Origin of the sequence: Myxococcus eversor, from assembly GCF_010894455.1 — a bacterium.
GTDB lineage: Bacteria > Myxococcota > Myxococcia > Myxococcales > Myxococcaceae > Myxococcus > Myxococcus eversor.
Map to the genome: position 1 here is coordinate 111,821 of NZ_JAAIXY010000027.1, position 17,019 is coordinate 128,839.

The 17,019-nt window shown below is 68.9% G+C and carries 14 protein-coding genes; 9 read left to right on the forward strand and 5 right to left on the reverse strand.

The features are described 5' to 3' along the window. Positions 1-61: 61 nt before the first annotated feature. On the reverse strand, positions 62-457 hold the full coding sequence (locus G4D83_RS39630) for a RidA family protein (RefSeq protein WP_163870122.1): 396 nt from the start codon (positions 455-457) through the stop codon (positions 62-64). A 116-nt stretch (positions 458-573) separates the two neighbouring features. Between G4D83_RS39630 and G4D83_RS39635 the strand changes: the two genes are divergently transcribed. From G4D83_RS39635 to G4D83_RS39645, 3 genes are all read left to right on the forward strand, one after another. Beyond that, positions 574-2,202: a peptide chain release factor 3 gene (locus tag G4D83_RS39635; protein ID WP_163870123.1), complete on the forward strand. Its 1,629-nt coding sequence runs from the start codon at positions 574-576 to the stop codon at positions 2,200-2,202. 196 nt (positions 2,203-2,398) lie between these two features. After that, a complete protein-coding gene (locus G4D83_RS39640) occupies positions 2,399-4,828 on the forward strand; it encodes a DUF1943 domain-containing protein (protein WP_163870124.1) in 2,430 nt (809 codons plus the stop codon). 24 nt (positions 4,829-4,852) lie between these two features. Then, on the forward strand, positions 4,853-6,706 hold the full coding sequence (locus tag G4D83_RS39645; RefSeq protein ID WP_163870125.1) for a HEAT repeat domain-containing protein: 1,854 nt from the start codon (positions 4,853-4,855) through the stop codon (positions 6,704-6,706). Positions 6,707-6,712: 6 nt separating this feature from the next. On the opposite strand, the gene G4D83_RS39650 is transcribed toward G4D83_RS39645, so the two are convergent. Further along, positions 6,713-7,255, reverse strand: coding sequence for a hypothetical protein (locus tag G4D83_RS39650; protein WP_163870126.1), 543 nt, complete (start codon positions 7,253-7,255; stop codon positions 6,713-6,715). 68 nt (positions 7,256-7,323) lie between these two features. Here G4D83_RS39650 and G4D83_RS39655 point away from each other — a divergent pair, with 68 nt between their 5' ends. Beyond that, complete coding sequence (locus tag G4D83_RS39655) at positions 7,324-8,817, forward strand: carboxypeptidase M32 (protein ID WP_163870127.1); 1,494 nt, start codon at positions 7,324-7,326, stop codon at positions 8,815-8,817. Between the two features lie 88 nt (positions 8,818-8,905). Here G4D83_RS39655 and G4D83_RS39660 read toward each other — a convergent pair whose 3' ends face one another. Next, positions 8,906-9,262: a four-helix bundle copper-binding protein gene (locus tag G4D83_RS39660; protein ID WP_163870128.1), complete on the reverse strand. Its 357-nt coding sequence runs from the start codon at positions 9,260-9,262 to the stop codon at positions 8,906-8,908. 94 nt (positions 9,263-9,356) lie between these two features. Between G4D83_RS39660 and G4D83_RS39665 the strand changes: the two genes are divergently transcribed. Beyond that, positions 9,357-9,998, forward strand: coding sequence for a class I SAM-dependent methyltransferase (locus G4D83_RS39665; protein ID WP_163870129.1), 642 nt, complete (start codon positions 9,357-9,359; stop codon positions 9,996-9,998). A gap of 2 nt (positions 9,999-10,000) precedes the next feature. Here the strand turns inward: G4D83_RS39665 and G4D83_RS39670 are convergent, their stop codons facing one another. After that, positions 10,001-12,730, reverse strand: a complete 2,730-nt coding sequence (locus G4D83_RS39670; protein WP_163870130.1) for a M1 family metallopeptidase — start codon at positions 12,728-12,730, stop codon at positions 10,001-10,003. A gap of 125 nt (positions 12,731-12,855) precedes the next feature. After that, on the reverse strand, positions 12,856-14,025 hold the full coding sequence (locus tag G4D83_RS39675; RefSeq protein ID WP_163870131.1) for a ribonuclease D: 1,170 nt from the start codon (positions 14,023-14,025) through the stop codon (positions 12,856-12,858). Between the two features lie 65 nt (positions 14,026-14,090). Here G4D83_RS39675 and ttcA point away from each other — a divergent pair, with 65 nt between their 5' ends. Genes ttcA through G4D83_RS39695 form a run of 4 tightly spaced genes read left to right on the forward strand, consistent with a single transcriptional unit; the run spans position 14,091 to position 17,018 of the window. Then, entirely contained in the window at positions 14,091-14,954 is an 864-nt protein-coding gene (gene ttcA / locus G4D83_RS39680; protein WP_163870132.1) for a tRNA 2-thiocytidine(32) synthetase TtcA, read from the forward strand. Then, the gene (locus G4D83_RS39685) at positions 14,933-15,757 is read left to right on the forward strand and encodes a tellurite resistance TerB family protein (protein ID WP_163870133.1); all 825 of its coding nucleotides are present in this window, start codon (positions 14,933-14,935) and stop codon (positions 15,755-15,757) included. The genes ttcA and G4D83_RS39685 overlap by 22 nt, the downstream gene beginning before the upstream one ends. A gap of 13 nt (positions 15,758-15,770) precedes the next feature. Further along, on the forward strand, positions 15,771-16,595 hold the full coding sequence (locus tag G4D83_RS39690; RefSeq protein WP_163870134.1) for a phosphate/phosphite/phosphonate ABC transporter substrate-binding protein: 825 nt from the start codon (positions 15,771-15,773) through the stop codon (positions 16,593-16,595). A 60-nt stretch (positions 16,596-16,655) separates the two neighbouring features. Next, entirely contained in the window at positions 16,656-17,018 is a 363-nt protein-coding gene (locus tag G4D83_RS39695; RefSeq protein WP_163870135.1) for a GFA family protein, read from the forward strand. The last annotated feature ends 1 nt before the right edge of the window (position 17,019 follow it).

A 17,019-nucleotide genomic window follows, 5' to 3' on the forward strand; every position in this document is an offset into this window, starting at 1 on the left:
GTCAGGCCCATGACGACCACCCCGGCACCACCCACCGGACAAGCAGGCGAGCGCCAATCCCTCAGGGTGCGTCCGCGACGATGGCGTCCGCCTCGATTTCCACCAGCATCTCCGGGGAGATGAGCTTGCTCACCTCCACCATCGACGTCACCGGACGGATGCTGGCGAAGAACTCCCCGTGCGCCCGGCCCACCTCTTCCCAGCGAGAGATGTCCGTGACGTACATCCGCGTGCGCACCACGTCCTTCAGGCCCGCCCCCACCGCCTGGAGCGCGGACTCGATGTTCCGCAGCGCCTGGGCTGCCTGCAGGTAGGCATCCCCCGCCCCGACGACCTGACCCGAGGCGTCCGTGGCCGTCGTCCCCGAAATCGAGACGAAGGGCCCCACCCGCACCGCGCGCGAGTAGCCCACACGGGGCTCCCAGGGGGTACCCGTGGAGTGAAGGGTCCGCTGCATGGCTGCCTCCGAAGGCGAGAAAGTGTGCGCGGACCCTCCCACGAGCCCCGGCCGGACCGCCAGGGGCTCCTTGCTGGCTGCAAGGAAACACGGCCCGTGGTAGTTGGCCCCGGGTCATGACGAACGAGCTCGACAGGGAGGTCGCCCGGCGGCGCACCTTCGCGATCATCTCCCACCCCGACGCGGGCAAGACGACGCTGACGGAGAAGCTGCTGCTGTACGGCGGCGCCATCCATCTGGCCGGCAGCGTCAAGGCCAAGCGCGCGCGGCGCCACGCCACCAGCGACTGGATGGAGCTGGAGAAGGAGCGCGGCATCTCCGTCACCTCGTCCGTCCTCCAGTTCGTGTACCGGGACCACGCCGTCAACCTGCTGGACACCCCGGGCCACCAGGACTTCTCCGAGGACACCTACCGCACCCTCGCCGCGGCCGACGCGGCGGTGATGCTCATCGACGCCGCCAAGGGCGTCGAGCCCCAGACGAAGAAGCTCTTCAAGGTGTGCCGCCTGCGCGGCATCCCCATCTTCACCTTCGTCAACAAGCTGGACCGCTACGGCCGCGAGCCGCTGGAGCTCATGAACGAGCTGGAGCAGGTGCTCGGCATCCGCTCCTACCCGATGAACTGGCCCATCGGCATGGGGCCGGAGTTCCGCGGCGTCTATGACCGGCAGGCCCGCGTCGTCCACGTCTTCTCCGCCGAGGGCTCCCACGGCGAGTCGGAAGTCGGCGAGCGCTCGGTCTCCATCGACTCCGAAGACATCAAGTCCGTGCTCACCGAGTCGGAGTTGGCCAAGCTCCACGAGGATATCGAACTGCTCGATATCGGCGGTGACGAGTTCACCCGCGAGAAGAGCGACTCGGGCCAGTTGACGCCCATGTTCTTCGGCAGCGCGATGACGAACTTCGGCGTGCGCCCGTTCCTCGACGCCTTCCTGGACCTGGCCCCCGCGCCCACCTCGCGTCAGACGACGACGCAGGGCCCGCGCGAGCCCAACAACCCCAAGTTCGCCGGCTTCGTGTTCAAGATTCAGGCGAACATGGACCCCTCCCACAGAGACCGCATCGCCTTCATGCGCGTGGTGAGCGGCCGGTACGTGAAGGGCATGAGCGCGTTCCACTCGCGGCTGGGCAAGGAAGTGCGCCTGGCCAAGCCGAGCCAGTTCATGGCCGCCGAGCGCACCGCGATTGAAGACGCCTGGCCCGGAGACGTCATCGGCCTGTTCGACCCGGGGCAGTACCGCATCGGCGACACGCTCGCCGAGGGCACCGACGTGGAGTTCGAGGGCGTGCCGCGCTTCAGCCCCGAGTACTTCGCCGTGGTGCGCTCCAAGGACCCGCTGCGCCGCAAGCAGATGGAGAAGGGCCTGGAGCAGCTCTCCGAAGAGGGCACCGTCCAGATATTCCAGCAGCTCAGCATGGGCATGAAGGACCCGATTGTCGGCGTGGTGGGCGCCCTCCAGTTCGAGGTCCTCCAGTACCGGCTCGAGCACGAGTACGGGGCGAAGATTGCCCTGGACCGGCTGCCCTTCAGCCACGCGCGCTGGGTGGTGGGGCCCAACTTCGACCCCAAGTCCTTCGACTGGGAAGGCAACCGTCAGACGGTGCAGGACCGCGACGGCCTGCCGCTGGTCCTCTTCCGCGACGACTGGGCCCTCCAGCACGCCGAGGACAAACACCCGGACCTGAAGTTCCTCAATGAGGCGCCCATGCTTCGCAAGCTGGCGCCCATCGCCACCGGCAGCTGAAGCGCGGCAACGAGGCGATTCTTGAGCTGTGACAAGACGCCGCCGGGCGCACCCAGGGGAGGTCTGACTCGACTCCTCCGTGCTCCCAGGCGGCGCGCGCTCGAACCGCCTTTGAAAATCCCGGAATAATTCGGCAGCGCAGAAAACGACTGAGCCGCGTTGGAAGGACAACCCTTTCAATCCGAAAGAGACAGTCATGTCATTGCTGCGTCGCCGCCTCGCGGAGAATCTTTCCGCGTTGGGTCTTGTCGTGTCCGCCGTTCCTGCCTTCGCCGCGCTCCCACCCATCACCCCCATCCCCAACCTGTGTTCGAGCTACACCGCGACCCTGGCGGACTGCCAGAACCCTGTCTCGCTTTGTGCGAAAGTGGCTCGCGACGCGGCGGAGACCAATCCCAATGCAATCTGTAACACGCTCATCAAGAACGCGGCGACCAGCGCGGCGGGGGGGATGGGCCAGCGCACGGTGATGGTGCCTCCCACGCTGAACGCGGCGGGGCAGGTCGTCGCTCCGGATGCCGCCACGAAGTCCGTGGCCTTCCTGAAGGATGATGCCAACACCCTGAGCCTCAGCGGCCTGTCGGGCTTCTATCTGGGGACGGTGCATCGGGCCCAGGCCTACTTCCCGGCCACGACGCCGTTCGCGTCCCGGGTGAAGCTCAGCCGCTCCCAGCAACGCACGGGCTGGGAGAACAGTGGCAACGTCATCAACTCATGCGCCGAATACGTCTTCGAGAAGTACTACGACTACAGCGTCTTCGAGGATGCCATTGCCGCGGCGGGGACCGACTACCGCGCCATCTACAACATCGCGTACGGCGTCGCCCTGAATGGCAACCCCGTTCCGGTGTCAGCCATTGGCACGCGAGGAATCTCCAGCCCGACTCAGCGGGGCAGGGATGCCACGGCCTTCCAGCCGTCCATCACCTTCCCCACGGGGCTGCCCAAGAACGAGTTCTTCACGGTGCCGGCGAACGTGCAGGGCAAGGTCATCATCAACCAGGGCACCGAGGACAAGGCGGCCGCCATGCCGGGCGTCCGGGGTGCGGCCATCATCACCCTGAAGAACTCGGGCCGGCTGATGAACCTCTACGGCACCGTGCTCCCCACGGCCATGCGTACCACCCTCAACCAGGGCGCCAGCTACTACAACGAGAGCTGGAGCTGGCACAAATCCATGGGCCAGCGAAACGCGGCCGTGCTGGATGAGGAGATGTACTCGCTGGAGCGCCTGAAGTCGGACTTCGCCGCGCTGCTCCGGCAGCGGCAGCAGCTGGTCTCCACCATCCAGTCCGAGGTTGGCAATCAATACCGGCCGCTCCCCGGGACGTTGCAGGCTGGCGCGGCGCAGGGTGCCATGTTGGAAGACGAGGACCCGGTGAACCCGCTGGTGGGCATGGCCTATTCGCTGGTGGCGCTGGATGCCGCCATCGAAGCGGCGCTGCTCACGGCGCAGTCGCGCGGCTGCCTCGCGTTCCAGAGCGCCAGCGCGCCCGCGCCGTGTGACTGGTCTCCCAAGCGCTTTGCCCAGCGGGTGTTGAACCTGTATCAGACGCCCCGTGAGCAGGCCTTCCAGAAGTGCGTGGACTACACCAACGACGACTTCGCGGCGCTCAAGAGCAAGGCCCTGGTGATTGCTGGCAAGGTGAACTACCCCGCGCAGGACTACACGACGCGGCCCTCCGTGCTGGAGACCTACTTCCCGCGACGGGATGTCTATCTCAATGCCCTGTCCGCGGCGACGGGCGCGGTGAGGGATCCCTACACGGCGGCTCTTCGCATGAAGTGGGAGGCGGGTGACAGCTACAGCCTGGGGGATGAGACGTTCGGCGCCACCGCCGACTACCAGGTGTCCACCGAAATCAAGAACGTGACAGCGAGTGACTGCGCCATGTCCCCGGAGGTGTACGGGCGCTTCGACGCCACCGGCCGCGCGTTCAGCACGAGCGTCCAACTGGTCCACGCGGAGGCGAGGATCTCCGACACCCGCGCCGATGTCGACCTGGACGTCCTCGACAACACCATCCCCGTGTTGGATGTGCACAGGGACCTGGTCGCAGGTCAGTTCAACCTGGTGTCGGGCTCGAAGTCGAAGTCCGCGACCCTGGTGGATGTGGAGACGACGTTCGTCATCGTCGTCGTGCCCGTCACGCTGGGCGCCAAGGTGGCGGGCGTGGTGGGGCTCGACTACAGCGTGGGCGGCGAGCACAAGGTGACTCCCATCGGGTCCACCGGGTGCCGGGTGAACTCCATCAGCCTCGCGGGGAAGATTGAGCCCTATGCGAAGGTGGACGGAGAGCTGTACGCGGGCGTCGACCTGTTCATCGTCCAGGCGGGCGTCAAGGGCAAGCTCCAGCTCGTGCATGCCTCCGTCCCCATCGAGGCCACGGTCGGCCTGAACTACGGCGCGAACGGTGCTTCCGCCTTCACGCTCGGGATGGCGGGCAAGGCCGACCTCAAGTTCACGTTCCTCTCCGGGAGCATCGCCGCCTATCTGGAGGTGGGCATCTGGCCCCTCGAGGAGGAGTTCGAGGCGACCATCGTGAGCTGGGACGGCATCCACGACGATGTGAAGCTGTTCGACAGGAACGTCTCCGTGCTGGTCGCCGACCTGCGCGCGCTTTAATCACAGTCACGACGGGAGACGCCCATGAACACGCGAAAGACTCTCATCGGTGGTGCCGTGCTGGCACTGCTCCTCTGCACAGCCGCCTGGGTGGGTTTGGGTCATGAGCCCATGGCGTCTCCCGTCGCAGTGCCCTTCCAGTTCCGCTTCCCGCAGGGGCGGAGCTGGACGTATCGCCTGGACTACACGGCAGACAGCCGAGTCCAGCTCTCTGGCCAGGGGAAGCAAGCCTCCCTGGCCGGTGAGGTCCACCTCACGGGGGACCTGGTGCTTCGTGGCCATGGCGCGCGGGGCGCCGTGCAGCGGGTGGGCCTGCGCCTGGAGAGCCTGAGCCAGCACTCGCTGCGGGTCCTCGGGCAGGAGCTGCTCCCGGATGCCTCCTCCGTGGACGCGGTGTTCCTGGGCCGGGAGGCTCTGCTGGAGATGGATTCGGATGGCGTCGTGCGCGCGGTGTCCTTCCGCGAGGATGACCCGTCGCTGTTCAAGAACACCGTGCAGTCGCTGGTGGGCGAGCTCCAGGTGGTGCTCCGTGAGGGGGCCACTTGGACGGTGGAGGAGCCGACCTCGCGGGGCCGCGCCCGGACGGAGTACTCGCGGCGGGACGAGGATGCGGAGGGGGTGCGGCTCCTCAAGCGCCGCGTGGAGTACGTGGAGCTTCGAGGCCTGGGGCAGGGCGGCACGGTGAGGCTCGACTCGAGCTTCGAAGCGGACGTGGCTCGCGAGGGCGTGCTGGAGCGCGTCGACGGAGAGGAGACGGTGGAGCGCCTCGGGACGGACGGCACCGTGTCCGCGGCCTCGCACGTCCGGGTGAGCCTGGTCCGGGGCGCCACGGGCCACTTCGAGGCCGACAAGGCTCCGGTGGCCGTCGCGGTGCTCCAGCGCCTGACGCCAGGCACCATGGTCGTGGACCCGAAGGTGCGGGCGCGGATGTTGACGCAGCAGGTGGACGGCATGACGGCTGACCGCCTCTTCACGCTGCTCGAACAGTTCGCCAACGTCGGCACGCTGCCGGACCACAACCACTTCCTGCTCCAGGCCACGGGGCTCTTGGAGCAGCAGCCGGAGCTGTGCGCGCGGCTGGTGGAGCTCTTCCGGCGGCCGACGCTCCAGGTGAAGGGCCGCGCGCTGCTGTTGGACTTGCTGGCGGGGACGGGCACTCCCGAGGCGCAGGCCGCGCTCGTCCAGGCGTTGTCCTCACGGGAGGCCACCGGGGATGCGCGGTACGGCATGCTGCTCGGCCGGCTGTCGCTGGTGAGCAACCCCACCTCGGACACGGTGCGCTTCGCGGAGAAGACCTACGCGTCCACCGAGGGCGAGCCGCGCGTCGCCAGCACGTACGCGCTGGGCTCGACGGCCGGGGCGCTCTACCGGCAGGAGAAGTCACCCGAGGCGTGGGCGGCGGTGCGGCGACTGGCCGAGGACCTCCGCGCGTCGAAGGCCCCGGAAGAGCAGGCCCACCTCTTGATGGCGCTGGGCAACGCGGGTGTCGTAGAGCAGGCCGACGTCATCGCGGGCTACGCGAGCGCGACGAGCCCCGAGGTGCGTCGGGCCTCCGCCAAGGCGCTGCGGAAGATAGCGACGCCGGAGGCCACCATGACCTTGCTGTCTTTGGCGGCGGACACCCAGCAGCCCGTGCAGGCCACGGCGATGGAGTCCCTGGGCCGGCGCCCGCTGGATACGGGGCTGTTGATGGACCTGCGGGACCTGGCGCTGAACGGCGGCGTGAAGGTGGAGAACTACCACGTGTTCGTGTCGCTGGTGGCCCCCTACCTGGAATCGGAGCCGGACGTGGTGCGTGAGCTGCTGAGTCACCTGCTCACGCAGGATGTCCGGGACCGGCAAGTGCTCACGCGCATCCGGGGCCTGCTGGGGACCTGAGACGCGCTATTTGTAGACGTTCACCGTGCCGCCCCGGAACGCGGAGTCGCGCAGGACGAGGCCTTCCTTGTAGAGGCGGGCCGTCTTGGGGCCGACGAAGAAGTCCTTCGGCTGGCCGCGACGGAACGTCTTCTTCACGTGCTCCTCGATGTCCATGAACAGGCGCCGGAAGCGGTCCGGCGCCGCGTTCTTCCGGCCCGTCTGCGCGGTGATGTCCAGCTCCGCCCAGAGCTTGCCGCTGAGGAGTTCACCTTCCTCGTTGGTGCGGCAGCGCTCCAGGAAGATGACGGGGGAGCGCACCTCGTCCACGCGCCAGTAGCCCTTGTCCGGGCCGCGCTTCATCTTGTCGACGATGGCGGGGCCCAAGTCGCTGGCCACCAGGTACATCTCCTCCTCGGGCAGCCGCTCCATGTTGTCCTGGTGGGCGCGGAACGTCGTCCAGTCCGCTGGAACGCGCCGGGGGTACACCTCCAGCACGAAGCGCTCCAGGAAGCGGAAGAAGGCGAGCTCGTCGTCGGGAGTCATGAAGAACTGAAGGACATTGGCCATTGCCCGGCCCTCATATCCTTGTGCTCCTCCCCGCGAAAGCCCGGGGTGAGGCGGGTTATAGAGACTTCATGGATACCTGGCTGCTTTCCCGGATGCAGGAGCTGAAGGACCTCCAGGGGCTCATCGGCCTCGCCACGTGGGACCAGGAGACGTACCTGCCCGCCAAGGCCGGCTCCGCGCGCGCCCATCAGCTCTCCACCCTGCAGGGCATCCACCACGAGCGCCTGGTGGACCCTCGGCTGGGGGACGCGCTCGCCAAGGCGGCCACCGAGGCGGGTCTGACCGGCGACGAGCGCGCCATGGTCTCGGTCCTCCAGCGCGAGCGGGAGCGCGAGGTGTGTGTGCCCGCCGCCCTCGTCCGTGCCCTGGCCGAGGCCCAGAGCCATGGCCTCCAGGCGTGGCGCGAGGCTCGAAAGGAGCGCCGCTTCGCCCGCTTCCAGCCCGCCCTCCAGCGCCTCCTGGAGCTGCGCCGCGAGCAGGCGGATGCGTACGGCCATGAGGGCGAGCGCTACGACGCCTTGCTGGAAGGCTACGAGCCCGGCATGCGCGTCTCCCGGCTCACGCCGGTGCTGACCACGCTGCGCGAGCAGCTCATCCCCATGGTGGGCAAGCTCACGGGCGCGAAGCGACAGGTGCCGGCCCTCTTCGACGGGCGGCGCTTCGACAAGGACGCGCAGTTTCGCTTCACGCTGCGGCTGCTGGCGGACCTGGGCTTCGACCTGGAAGCGGGACGACAGGATTTGAGCATCCATCCCTTCACCGGGGGCACGCACCCGCTCGACGTGCGGCTCACGACGCATGTCGATGAGTCGAACCCGCTGCCCGCCATCTTCAGCACCATCCACGAGGCGGGGCACGGTCTGTTCGAGCAGGGCTTCGCGCCCGAGCACCACCGCACGCCGCTGGCGGCCTCGCCCTCCATGGGGCTGCATGAGTCGCAGTCACGGCTCTGGGAGAACATGGTGGGACGAGGGCGTCCCTTCTGGGAGCACTACTTCCCGCTGCTTCGAGAGAGCTTCCCCGACGCGCTGGCGCAGGTGGACCTGGATGCGTTCCACACCGTCGTCAACGACGTGCGCCCGTCGCTCATCCGCACCGAGTCCGACGAGGTGACGTACAACCTCCACATCGCCGTGCGCTACGAGCTGGAGCTGTTGCTGATTCGCGACGAGCTGCCGCTCGCGGACCTGCCCGCCGCGTGGAACGAGCGGATGGAGCGCTACCTCGGCGTCACCCCGCCCGACGACACGCAGGGCGTGCTCCAGGACATCCATTGGGCCTGGGGCGAGCTGGGCTACTTCCCGACGTACTCGCTGGGCAACCTCTACTCGGCCTCGCTCTACCGCGTCGCCGCGCGGGAGCTGGCGGACCTCGACGGACAGCTTCGTCAGGGGAAGATGCTGCCGCTGCGCGACTGGCTGCGTGAGCGCATCCACCGCCAGGGCTTCCGTCTGCCGGCGGAGGCGCGGGTGCGCGAGGTGACGGGACAGGGGCTCACCGACGCGGACTTCCTCGGGTACCTGCGCGAGAAGTACGGCGCGCTCTACGGTGTGACGCTCTGAGCTGCTCTGGAGACGCGGGCGCTCGGGCCCGGCGCAAGAACGAGTGGGCACGAGCGGAGCCATCCGCTCGCCCTTGAATCAGCGCCGCTCAGAACGAGAACAGGAGCGGGTGGCAGGCACGGGCCAGCCGCAGTGCGTCCTTCGCCAGCGTGTATGAGCCTGGATCATCCGCGTCCAGCCAGGCCGTGCGCGCGACCAGGCTGCTCAACTCGAAGCACAGGCTGGTGGTGCGCCGTGACAGGCGACTGTCCTTGCGCAGCGCGCGCACGTTGAGCTCGCACAGCTCCGCGCACTGCCGCAGCACGCGCACGGAGGCGCTGCTCAACGGCTCTCCCTGCACCACCAGCCGCGCCATTCCCGCCTCGCAGGACACCTGGCACTGGAGGCTTGCCTCAATGCAGCGCGACACGTCCGCGCGAGCACCACCCAGCCTGGCTCCCGTCATCGCTCGCACCTCCGAACCGCTAACCAGGGTATGCACGCCGAGCAGGGGAGCAACTGGAAGTGGGGCATGGGATGCCAGATGTTAAACGGTCACCATGCCCAAGCTCACGCTCGTCCCTGACGAAATCGAAGAATACGCTCGCACGCACACCGCGGCACCCGCGCGACTCTTCGAGGAACTCAAGGACATCACCCAGACACGCACGTCTTCTCCGGGTATGCAGGTCGGGCCCGTGGAAGGCGCCTTCCTGAGAATGCTCGTCTCGCTCACCAGTGCGAAACGCGTCCTGGAAATCGGGACCTTCACGGGATACTCGGCGTTGATGATGGCGGACGGGCTCCCCGACGACGGAGAGCTCATCACCTGTGACATCAATCCGGAGACGGCCGAGATTGCCCGCGACTTCTTCGCGCGCAGTCCGAATGGTCGGAAAATCCAGCTCCGACTCGGGCCTGCCCTGGAAACCGTGAAGACGTTGCGGGGCCCGTTCGACCTGGTCTTCATCGACGCGGACAAGGGGAACTACAGCGCCTACTGGGACGCGGTGGTGCCGCTGGTGCGTCCCGGTGGGTTGCTCGTCGCGGACAACGTGCTGTGGTCCGGGCGCGTGCTGAGCCCGGAGTCCGCGCAGGACCACGCGGTGGTGGCCTTCAACGCGAAGGTCGTCGCGGATGCGCGCGTGGAGCCGGTGCTGCTGACGGTGCGCGACGGGATGATGCTCGCGCGCAAGCGCTGACTTCAGTAGCGCGCGAGGAACCGCGTCAGGCCGGGCCGCAGGGCCTCGCGCTGGGCGATGCACTGGTCCACGCGCTCCAGGGACTGCGCCAGCGCGCGCTCTCCGCCCTCGAAGTCGCGAGCGCGCGGGGCGAAGAAGCGCTCCACCTCGTCACGGTGCCTGGCGTCGCAGAAGAAGGCGCCGCTCGACAACAGCCACGTGGAGATGTCCCGGGGCAGCCGCTCGCGCAGCGTGTCGAAATGCTCGCGCAGGAAGGCGAAGGCCACCTCTCGCGTGTGCGTCTCCGAGAGCTGGCTGAAGAGGATGGCCAGCGCCTCGCGCGTGTCCACCTTCGCGTCCAGCAGCAGCTCCAGGCTGGCGCGCGCGAGCGCCGCGTCGCGGAATCCGCCCAGCGCTCCGAAGAGCAGTCCACGCTCCTGCTCGGTGGTGGCGGTGCGCGCGGCGTCTCGCAGTCTCTTGTGCAGGGCGGCGTCTCCGGCCACCGCGGCGGACTGGAGCACCGTGGCCGCGTCCTCCGGAGGCAGGGAGGTCCGGTCCTCGAGCCAGCGCAGCGTGAGTCGACGGGCCTCGGCGCGCAGCTTCGGGTCCTCGCCCTCGTTGGCCGCCATCCACATCAGCGTGGGGCGCATCAACCTCAAGTCTTCGCTCTCGCCGGGCCTGGACACGAAGCCCACCGAGCGCGCGCGGTCGCCGAAGAGCCCTCGCACGAAGCGCGCCCGGTGCGGACGCAGCGCATCCGGAACCAGGTCCGTGTGCACGCTGCCCACCACGCCCGCCGCGCTGTTCACCAGGTCCGAGCCTCCTTCACCCAGCCGCGTCACCAGCGTGAGGGCCTGGCTCACGTCCAGCTCGCCGCTGGAGAGCAGCGCCTGGGCATCCGCCATCAGCACCAGCCGCTCCGGAACGGTGAGCTGCCGGCCGCCCTGTCGCGTCAGCCGCTCCATCCCATCTCCGCGCAGCAACGCATGATAGTAGCCGCGCGCCTCCGCGTTGGGATGGACCCAGTCCGGACAGCCCTTCGCCTCGGTCAGCTCCAGCGAGCCCGTGGGCTCGGTGAGCACCGTGCAGACGCGGCCGTCCTTCTCGCCCACGGCGTAGCGCACGCACAGCGGCACCTGCCAGGGCCGCGAGTCCTCCGCCTGCTTCGCCCCGAGCGGCAGGTAGCGCCGCTGCTCCAGCGCGAGCCGTGGCGGGCCGTCCTTGGGGCACTGGAGCGTCATCGCCACCAGAGGCACGCCGGGCTGGTCCAGGAACGAGGAGAACACGGGCGCGACGTCCCGGCCGGCCTCGAGCGACAGCGCCTGGAAGAAGTCCTCCGTGGTGGCGGTGCCCCGCGCGTGCGCCTGGAGATAGTGGCGCACGCCGCGCTGGAAGGCCTCGGCGCCCACCCAGGACTCGAACATGGCGAGCACGGCGGCGCCCTTGCCGTAGGTGATGCCGTCGAACGCGCTGTGGATGTCCCCGGGCGCTTCAATGGGCTGGCGGATGCTGCGCGCGGTGACGAGCCAGTCCTCGCGCATGGCGTGGCCTCGGGCCTCCACGCGGCGGATGTCTCCGCGCCACTCCGGACGCCAGCGCTTCACCACCTTGAAGGCGAGCCAGTCCGCGAAGGACTCGTTGAGCCACAGGTCGTCCCACCACGCGGGGGTGACGAGGTTGCCGAACCACTGGTGCGCCAGCTCGTGCGCCTGCGTCTCCGCGAAGCCGCGCTGTCGCCACACGGTGTCCTTGCCGGGCTCGGCGAGCACCAGCGGCGCGCCGAAGGTGATGAGGCCCGGGTGCTCCATCGCTCCGCCCAGGAGTCCCGGCACCGCGAGCACGTCCAGCTTCGGGTAGGGGTAGGGCGTGCCGAACCACGTCTCCAGCTCCGAGAGCAGCGGCGGGGTGACGGAGGCGGCCCAGGTCGTCTCCGCCGCGCGGCCCCTGGGCACGACGATGCGCACCGGCACGCCGTTCTGTCCCGCCTTCCCCGCGTCCACCGACTCGAAGGGCCCCACCGCGAAGGCCACCAGGTACGTGGGCAGAGGCTGCGTCGTCTGGAAGCGCACCGTCTTCCAGCCGTCCGTCCCCGGCTCCTCGGAGCGCACGGGGGTGTTGGCGAAGGCGGAGTCCTCCGCGCGCACGCGCAAGCTCAGCACCCAGGGAATCTTGAAGGCGGGCTCGTCGAAGCAGGGGAAGGCGCGCCGCGCGTACAGCGGCTGGAACTGCGTCATCGCGTACCAGTTCCCGCTCTCCTGCTCGCGGAAGACGCCGCTGTCCTCCTTGTCGTACGCGCGGCCCGAATACTCGACGTGCAGCGTGACGTGGCCCGCGGGAAGCGGCTCGCGCGCGACGAAGGCGAGCAGGTCGTCACCGACGGGCAGCGCCTCCGTCGACACGCGCGTGTCCCCCACCTGGAAGTGGCTCTGGCTCACGGTCAGCTCGGAGGCGTGCAGCCACAGCGTGCGCGTGGGCTCCGACAGCGACAGCTCCACGTCCACGGTGCCCCGGAAGGTCTCCTTCCGAGGGTCCAGCTCCAGCGTCACCGTCTGGCGCGTGGGCCGTGCGCTCCAGTCGAGGCGCAGGCCCGGTGGCGACAGGACGCGGGTGTCCTCGACGGGGGGCGGTGCGACAGGTGCTCGAGCCACGGGTGGGGGCGCCCGCGAGGCCACTTCACGCGAGCCGCTGACGCAGCCCGCGTGGAGCAGCGTCAGCAGCAGGGCGATGACCGCGCCAGGGTGTCCGAACCGCATCGGGAAGCTCCGTCCGCCAGACCAAGGGCGACTCGTGACGGGGGGCATTCCATCATTGCCGCCCGGGAGACGGTAGTGCTTCCACGAGGTGTCAGATGTGACGCGGTGGCGTGACAGCGCGGCGCTCAGCCACCGACGACGGGGAAGGCGGCCAGGAGTTCGATGAGGGCGGGGCCGTAGAGCTGCAACCGCTTGTCACCGAAGTAGGGCACCTGGGCCAGCTCCTCCAGATTCCCGGGAGGCTGCGCGAGCAGCGCGTCCATCAGCGGATTGGTGAGCACCACGCTGGGCGTCACCTTGCGCTCGGTGGCCTTCTCCACGCGGAAGGCCTTGAGGGCGTCCTCGCGCTTGCGGCGGTTGGTGTCCTTGGGGCCCTTGTTCTCCCGCTCCTGGGGCAGCTCGCCGTTGCGCGACTTCTCCAACTGCACGCGGACGATGGCGAGCACCTCGTCACCATGGGCGCGCACGAAGGCGCCTCGCACGCCCGCCGCGCGCGCCAGGTCCTTGGGCGTGGAGGGCAGCCGCGTGGCGATGTCCGCCAGCGCCATGTTGGAGAGCATGCGCCCCATGGGGATGTTCTCCTGCTCCGCCCACTCCAGTCGCTTGCGGTGCAGCGCGTGCGCGATGGCGTTCGCCAGCGTCAGCTGCGTGGGGGACAGCCCCGAGCGCGGCAGCTTGGGCTTGAAGTCCGCGCCCACGTCGGGCCGGGCCACGGCTTCGTCACAGAGCCTGTCGCAGTCCAGCACCACCTCTTCCAGGATGCCCGCCTCGCGGCACGACTCACGCACCTGCCGGCCCAGCTCGCACAGGTAGCGCACGTCGTTGGCGATGTAGGTGTGCATGCCCGGGGGCAGGGGGCGCAGCGAGAAGTCGGACTGCTGATGCTCCTTCGGCAGCTCCACGCCCAGCTTCTCCCGGGCCACGTCCGCCAGTCCGACCTTGGGCCAGCCCAGCAGCGTCGCGGCCCGGTGCGTGTCGAACAGGCCCCGCACCCGCACCCCGCCCTCGGCCAGGAACTGCAAGTCGCCCTGGGCCGCGTGGAAGTACTTGGTGCGCTCCGGGTCGGCCAGCAGCGGGGCGAGCAGCCGGGCCTCCACGCCGGGCTGGAGCGTGTCGAAGAGGAAGACGTCCTCGTCGGTGGCGACCTGGAGGAAGCACAACCGGGCGCGGAAGGCGTGCATGGAGTCGGCCTCCAGGTCCACGGCCAGCTCGCGGGCCGCCTCCAGCTTCTGGAGGGCGCTCTGGGCCCCGGCGGAATCCACCACGTCCACGTCACCCTGCGGGTAGGTAGGCATCGAGCTGGGCAGGCTAGCGGACCGGACCGCCTGAATGACGTGTTTTTTCCCGGGCCGCCGCTAGGATGGCCACGCCGATGAATGACGTCCAGCGCCTGGAAAAGAGTCTGCTTGGCCACATGGGCCGAGCCATCGCGGACCACCGCCTCATCGAGGACGGGGACCGCATCATGGTGGGTGTGTCCGGAGGCAAGGACTCCTACACCATGCTCTACCTGCTCCGGGAGCTGCAGCGCCGCGCGCCGGTGAAGTTCGACCTGCTCGCGGTGAACCTGGATCAGGGACATCCTGGATTTCCGGGACACGTCCTGGAGGAGTACTTCCAGCGAGAGGGCTACGACTACAAGCTCCTCAAGGAGGACACGTACAGCATCGTCCTGGAGAAGACGCCGCCCGGGAAGACGCAGTGCGCGGTGTGCTCGCGCATGCGGCGGGGCATCCTCTACACGGCGGCGGTGGAGCTGGGGTGCACCAAGATTGCCCTGGGCCACCACCGCGACGACCTCATCCACACGCTCCTGCTCAACATGTTCTTCGCCGGCTCCATCAAGGCGATGCCGCCGTTGCTCAAGAGCGATGACGGGCGCAACGTGGTCATCCGGCCGCTGTGCTACGCGCCGGAGAAGGACATCGCGAAGTTCGCGGAGCTGAAGGCCTTCCCCATCATCCCCTGCGACTTGTGCGGCACGCAGGAGAACCTCCAGCGCAAGCGGATGCAGCGGCTGGTGGAGGACCTGGGCAAGGAGATTCCCAACGTCCGGCAGAGCCTTCTCAACGCGATGGCCAACGTGCGGCCGTCGCACCTGATGGACAGGGCGCTCAACCCCGACCCGCTGAACGCGAGCGAGGCGGGAGTGGCGGTGGCGCCCACTCAAGACACGCAGGACACGCAAGGGGGAGCCAGTCCATGGCTCGAGAGCAGGCAGTGAGCGCGCGCAAGGAGCGTAACGCCGCGCTGGTGGAGGCGATGTTGCTGGCGGCGATGGCCGACGGCCGTGTGTCTCAGCGGGAGATGCAGACGTTGCTCAGCCGCGTGTTGGAGCGGCCGGAGTTCGAGGGCACGCGTCCGGAGGAGCTCAACGCGCTGGTGGAGTCCAGCGCGGCGCGGCTGTCCGAGGCGCGAGACTTGGAGGACGTGCTCTCGTCGCTCCGGCGTCGGCTGCCGGACCACAAGAACCGGATGCTGGCCTTCGGGCTGGCGGCGGCGGTGGCGCTGGCGGACCAGCGGGCCACGCGCACGGAGCTGGGGCTGCTCAAGACGTTCCAGGCCGCGCTGGGCATCTCCGAGGACGAGGTCGCCCAGATCATCGACGTCATCGAGAACGGCGGCAGCCTGGCGGAGGCCCTGGGCGAGCCGCTGGAGCGGCTGTACGCGGAGGTCATGGTGCTGGTGAGCGCGGCGGACGGGCGGCTGAAGGAGGCCGAGGCCCGGGCGCTGGTGGAGAGCTTCGCGGCGGACCCCCTCTTCGAGAACGTCAGCCCGGAGCGCGCGCAGAGCTTCGTGAGCGAGTCGGTGGCGGCGCTGTCCGCGGAAGGGCTGCCCCAGCGACTCCATGTCCTGGCGCACGGCCTGACGACGCACGCCCAGCGGGTGAAGGCGTTCCGGCTGGCCACGAAAATCGCCCACGCGGGCGGCGAGCCCAGCGTTCCGGAGCAGCGCATCCTGGACATGCTCCAGGCGACGTTCGGTCTCGCCGACGACGAAGTGGCGCGACTGGGCAGGGAGGGGTAATCAGGGGGGCAGCATGACCCTTCAAGTCCCTTCCACCTCCAGGCACTCCTTCCGCTTCGGGCTGCCGCCGTCCCTGGGCAGCGAGATGGCGCGGGAGCGCGCGGACCGGCTGGCGGCCTTCCTCCAGAGGGCGCTGGGCAAGCTGGTGGAGGTGAGCGTCGCGTCCAGCTACGAGACGCTCGCCAAGGATTTGCTCTCCGGGCGCGCGGACGCGGCCTGGGCGCCTCCCTTCGTCTGCGCGCGGATGGAGGCCATGGGCGTGCGGGTGGTGGTGCGTGGGGTGCGCAGGGGCATGTCGTCCTATCGCTCGGCGCTGGTGTGCCGGGCGGGGGCGGGGCTGTCGGTGGAGCGCCTCAAGGGCACCACGGCGGCGTGGGTGGACCGGGATTCGGTGGCGGGCTACCTGTTGCCCACCGCGTACCTGAAGGCGCAGGGGCTGGAGCCGGCGCGGGCCTTCTTCGCGCAGCACTTCACGGGCTCCTATCAGGGCGCGCTGGAGTCGGTGCTGGACGGCAAGGCGGACGTGACGAGCGTCTTCTGTCCGCCGTCCTCCACGGGGCTGACGTACAGCACCGGCGTGGAGGACGTGCTGGGCACGGGCGCGGGGCGCCGCTTCGAGCTGATTGCGTACACGGACGAGGCGCCCAATGACGGGGTGCCGGTGGCCATGGGGCTTCAGCCGCAGTTGGTGACGACGCTGGAGTCGACGCTGCTGGGCTTGCAGTCCTCGCCGGAGGGCGTGTCGCTGTTGAAGGACATCTTCAACGCGGAGCGCTTCGAGCCCTCGCCTCGCATGGGCTACCGCGCGCTGTACCGCGTGGCGCTCGCGAGCCTGTAGCGCGCCGCGGCGCGCGATTTCGCGTGGGTGGCTCCAGCGAGCCGGTGCAGGATGCCGCGCATGAGCGACCTCAAGAACTACCAGGGCGGCTGTCACTGCGGGCAGGTGCGGTACGAGGTGAAGCTGGACCTCTCCCAGCCCGCGATAACGTGCAACTGTTCCATCTGTCAGAAGACGGGCTCCATGTTGAGCTTCGTCCCGGTGTCGGAGTTCACGCTGCGCTCCGGCGACGCGGCCCTCACGGACTACCAATTCAACAAGAACGTCATCCACCACCTCTTCTGCTCGAAGTGTGGCGTGCGCTCCTTCGCGCGCGGCGTGGGCCCGGATGGCGCGGAGATGGCCGCCATCAACGTGCGCTGCCTGGATGGCCTGGACCTGGGCACCGTGAAGACGATGCAGTTCGACGGCCGGAGCCGCTGAG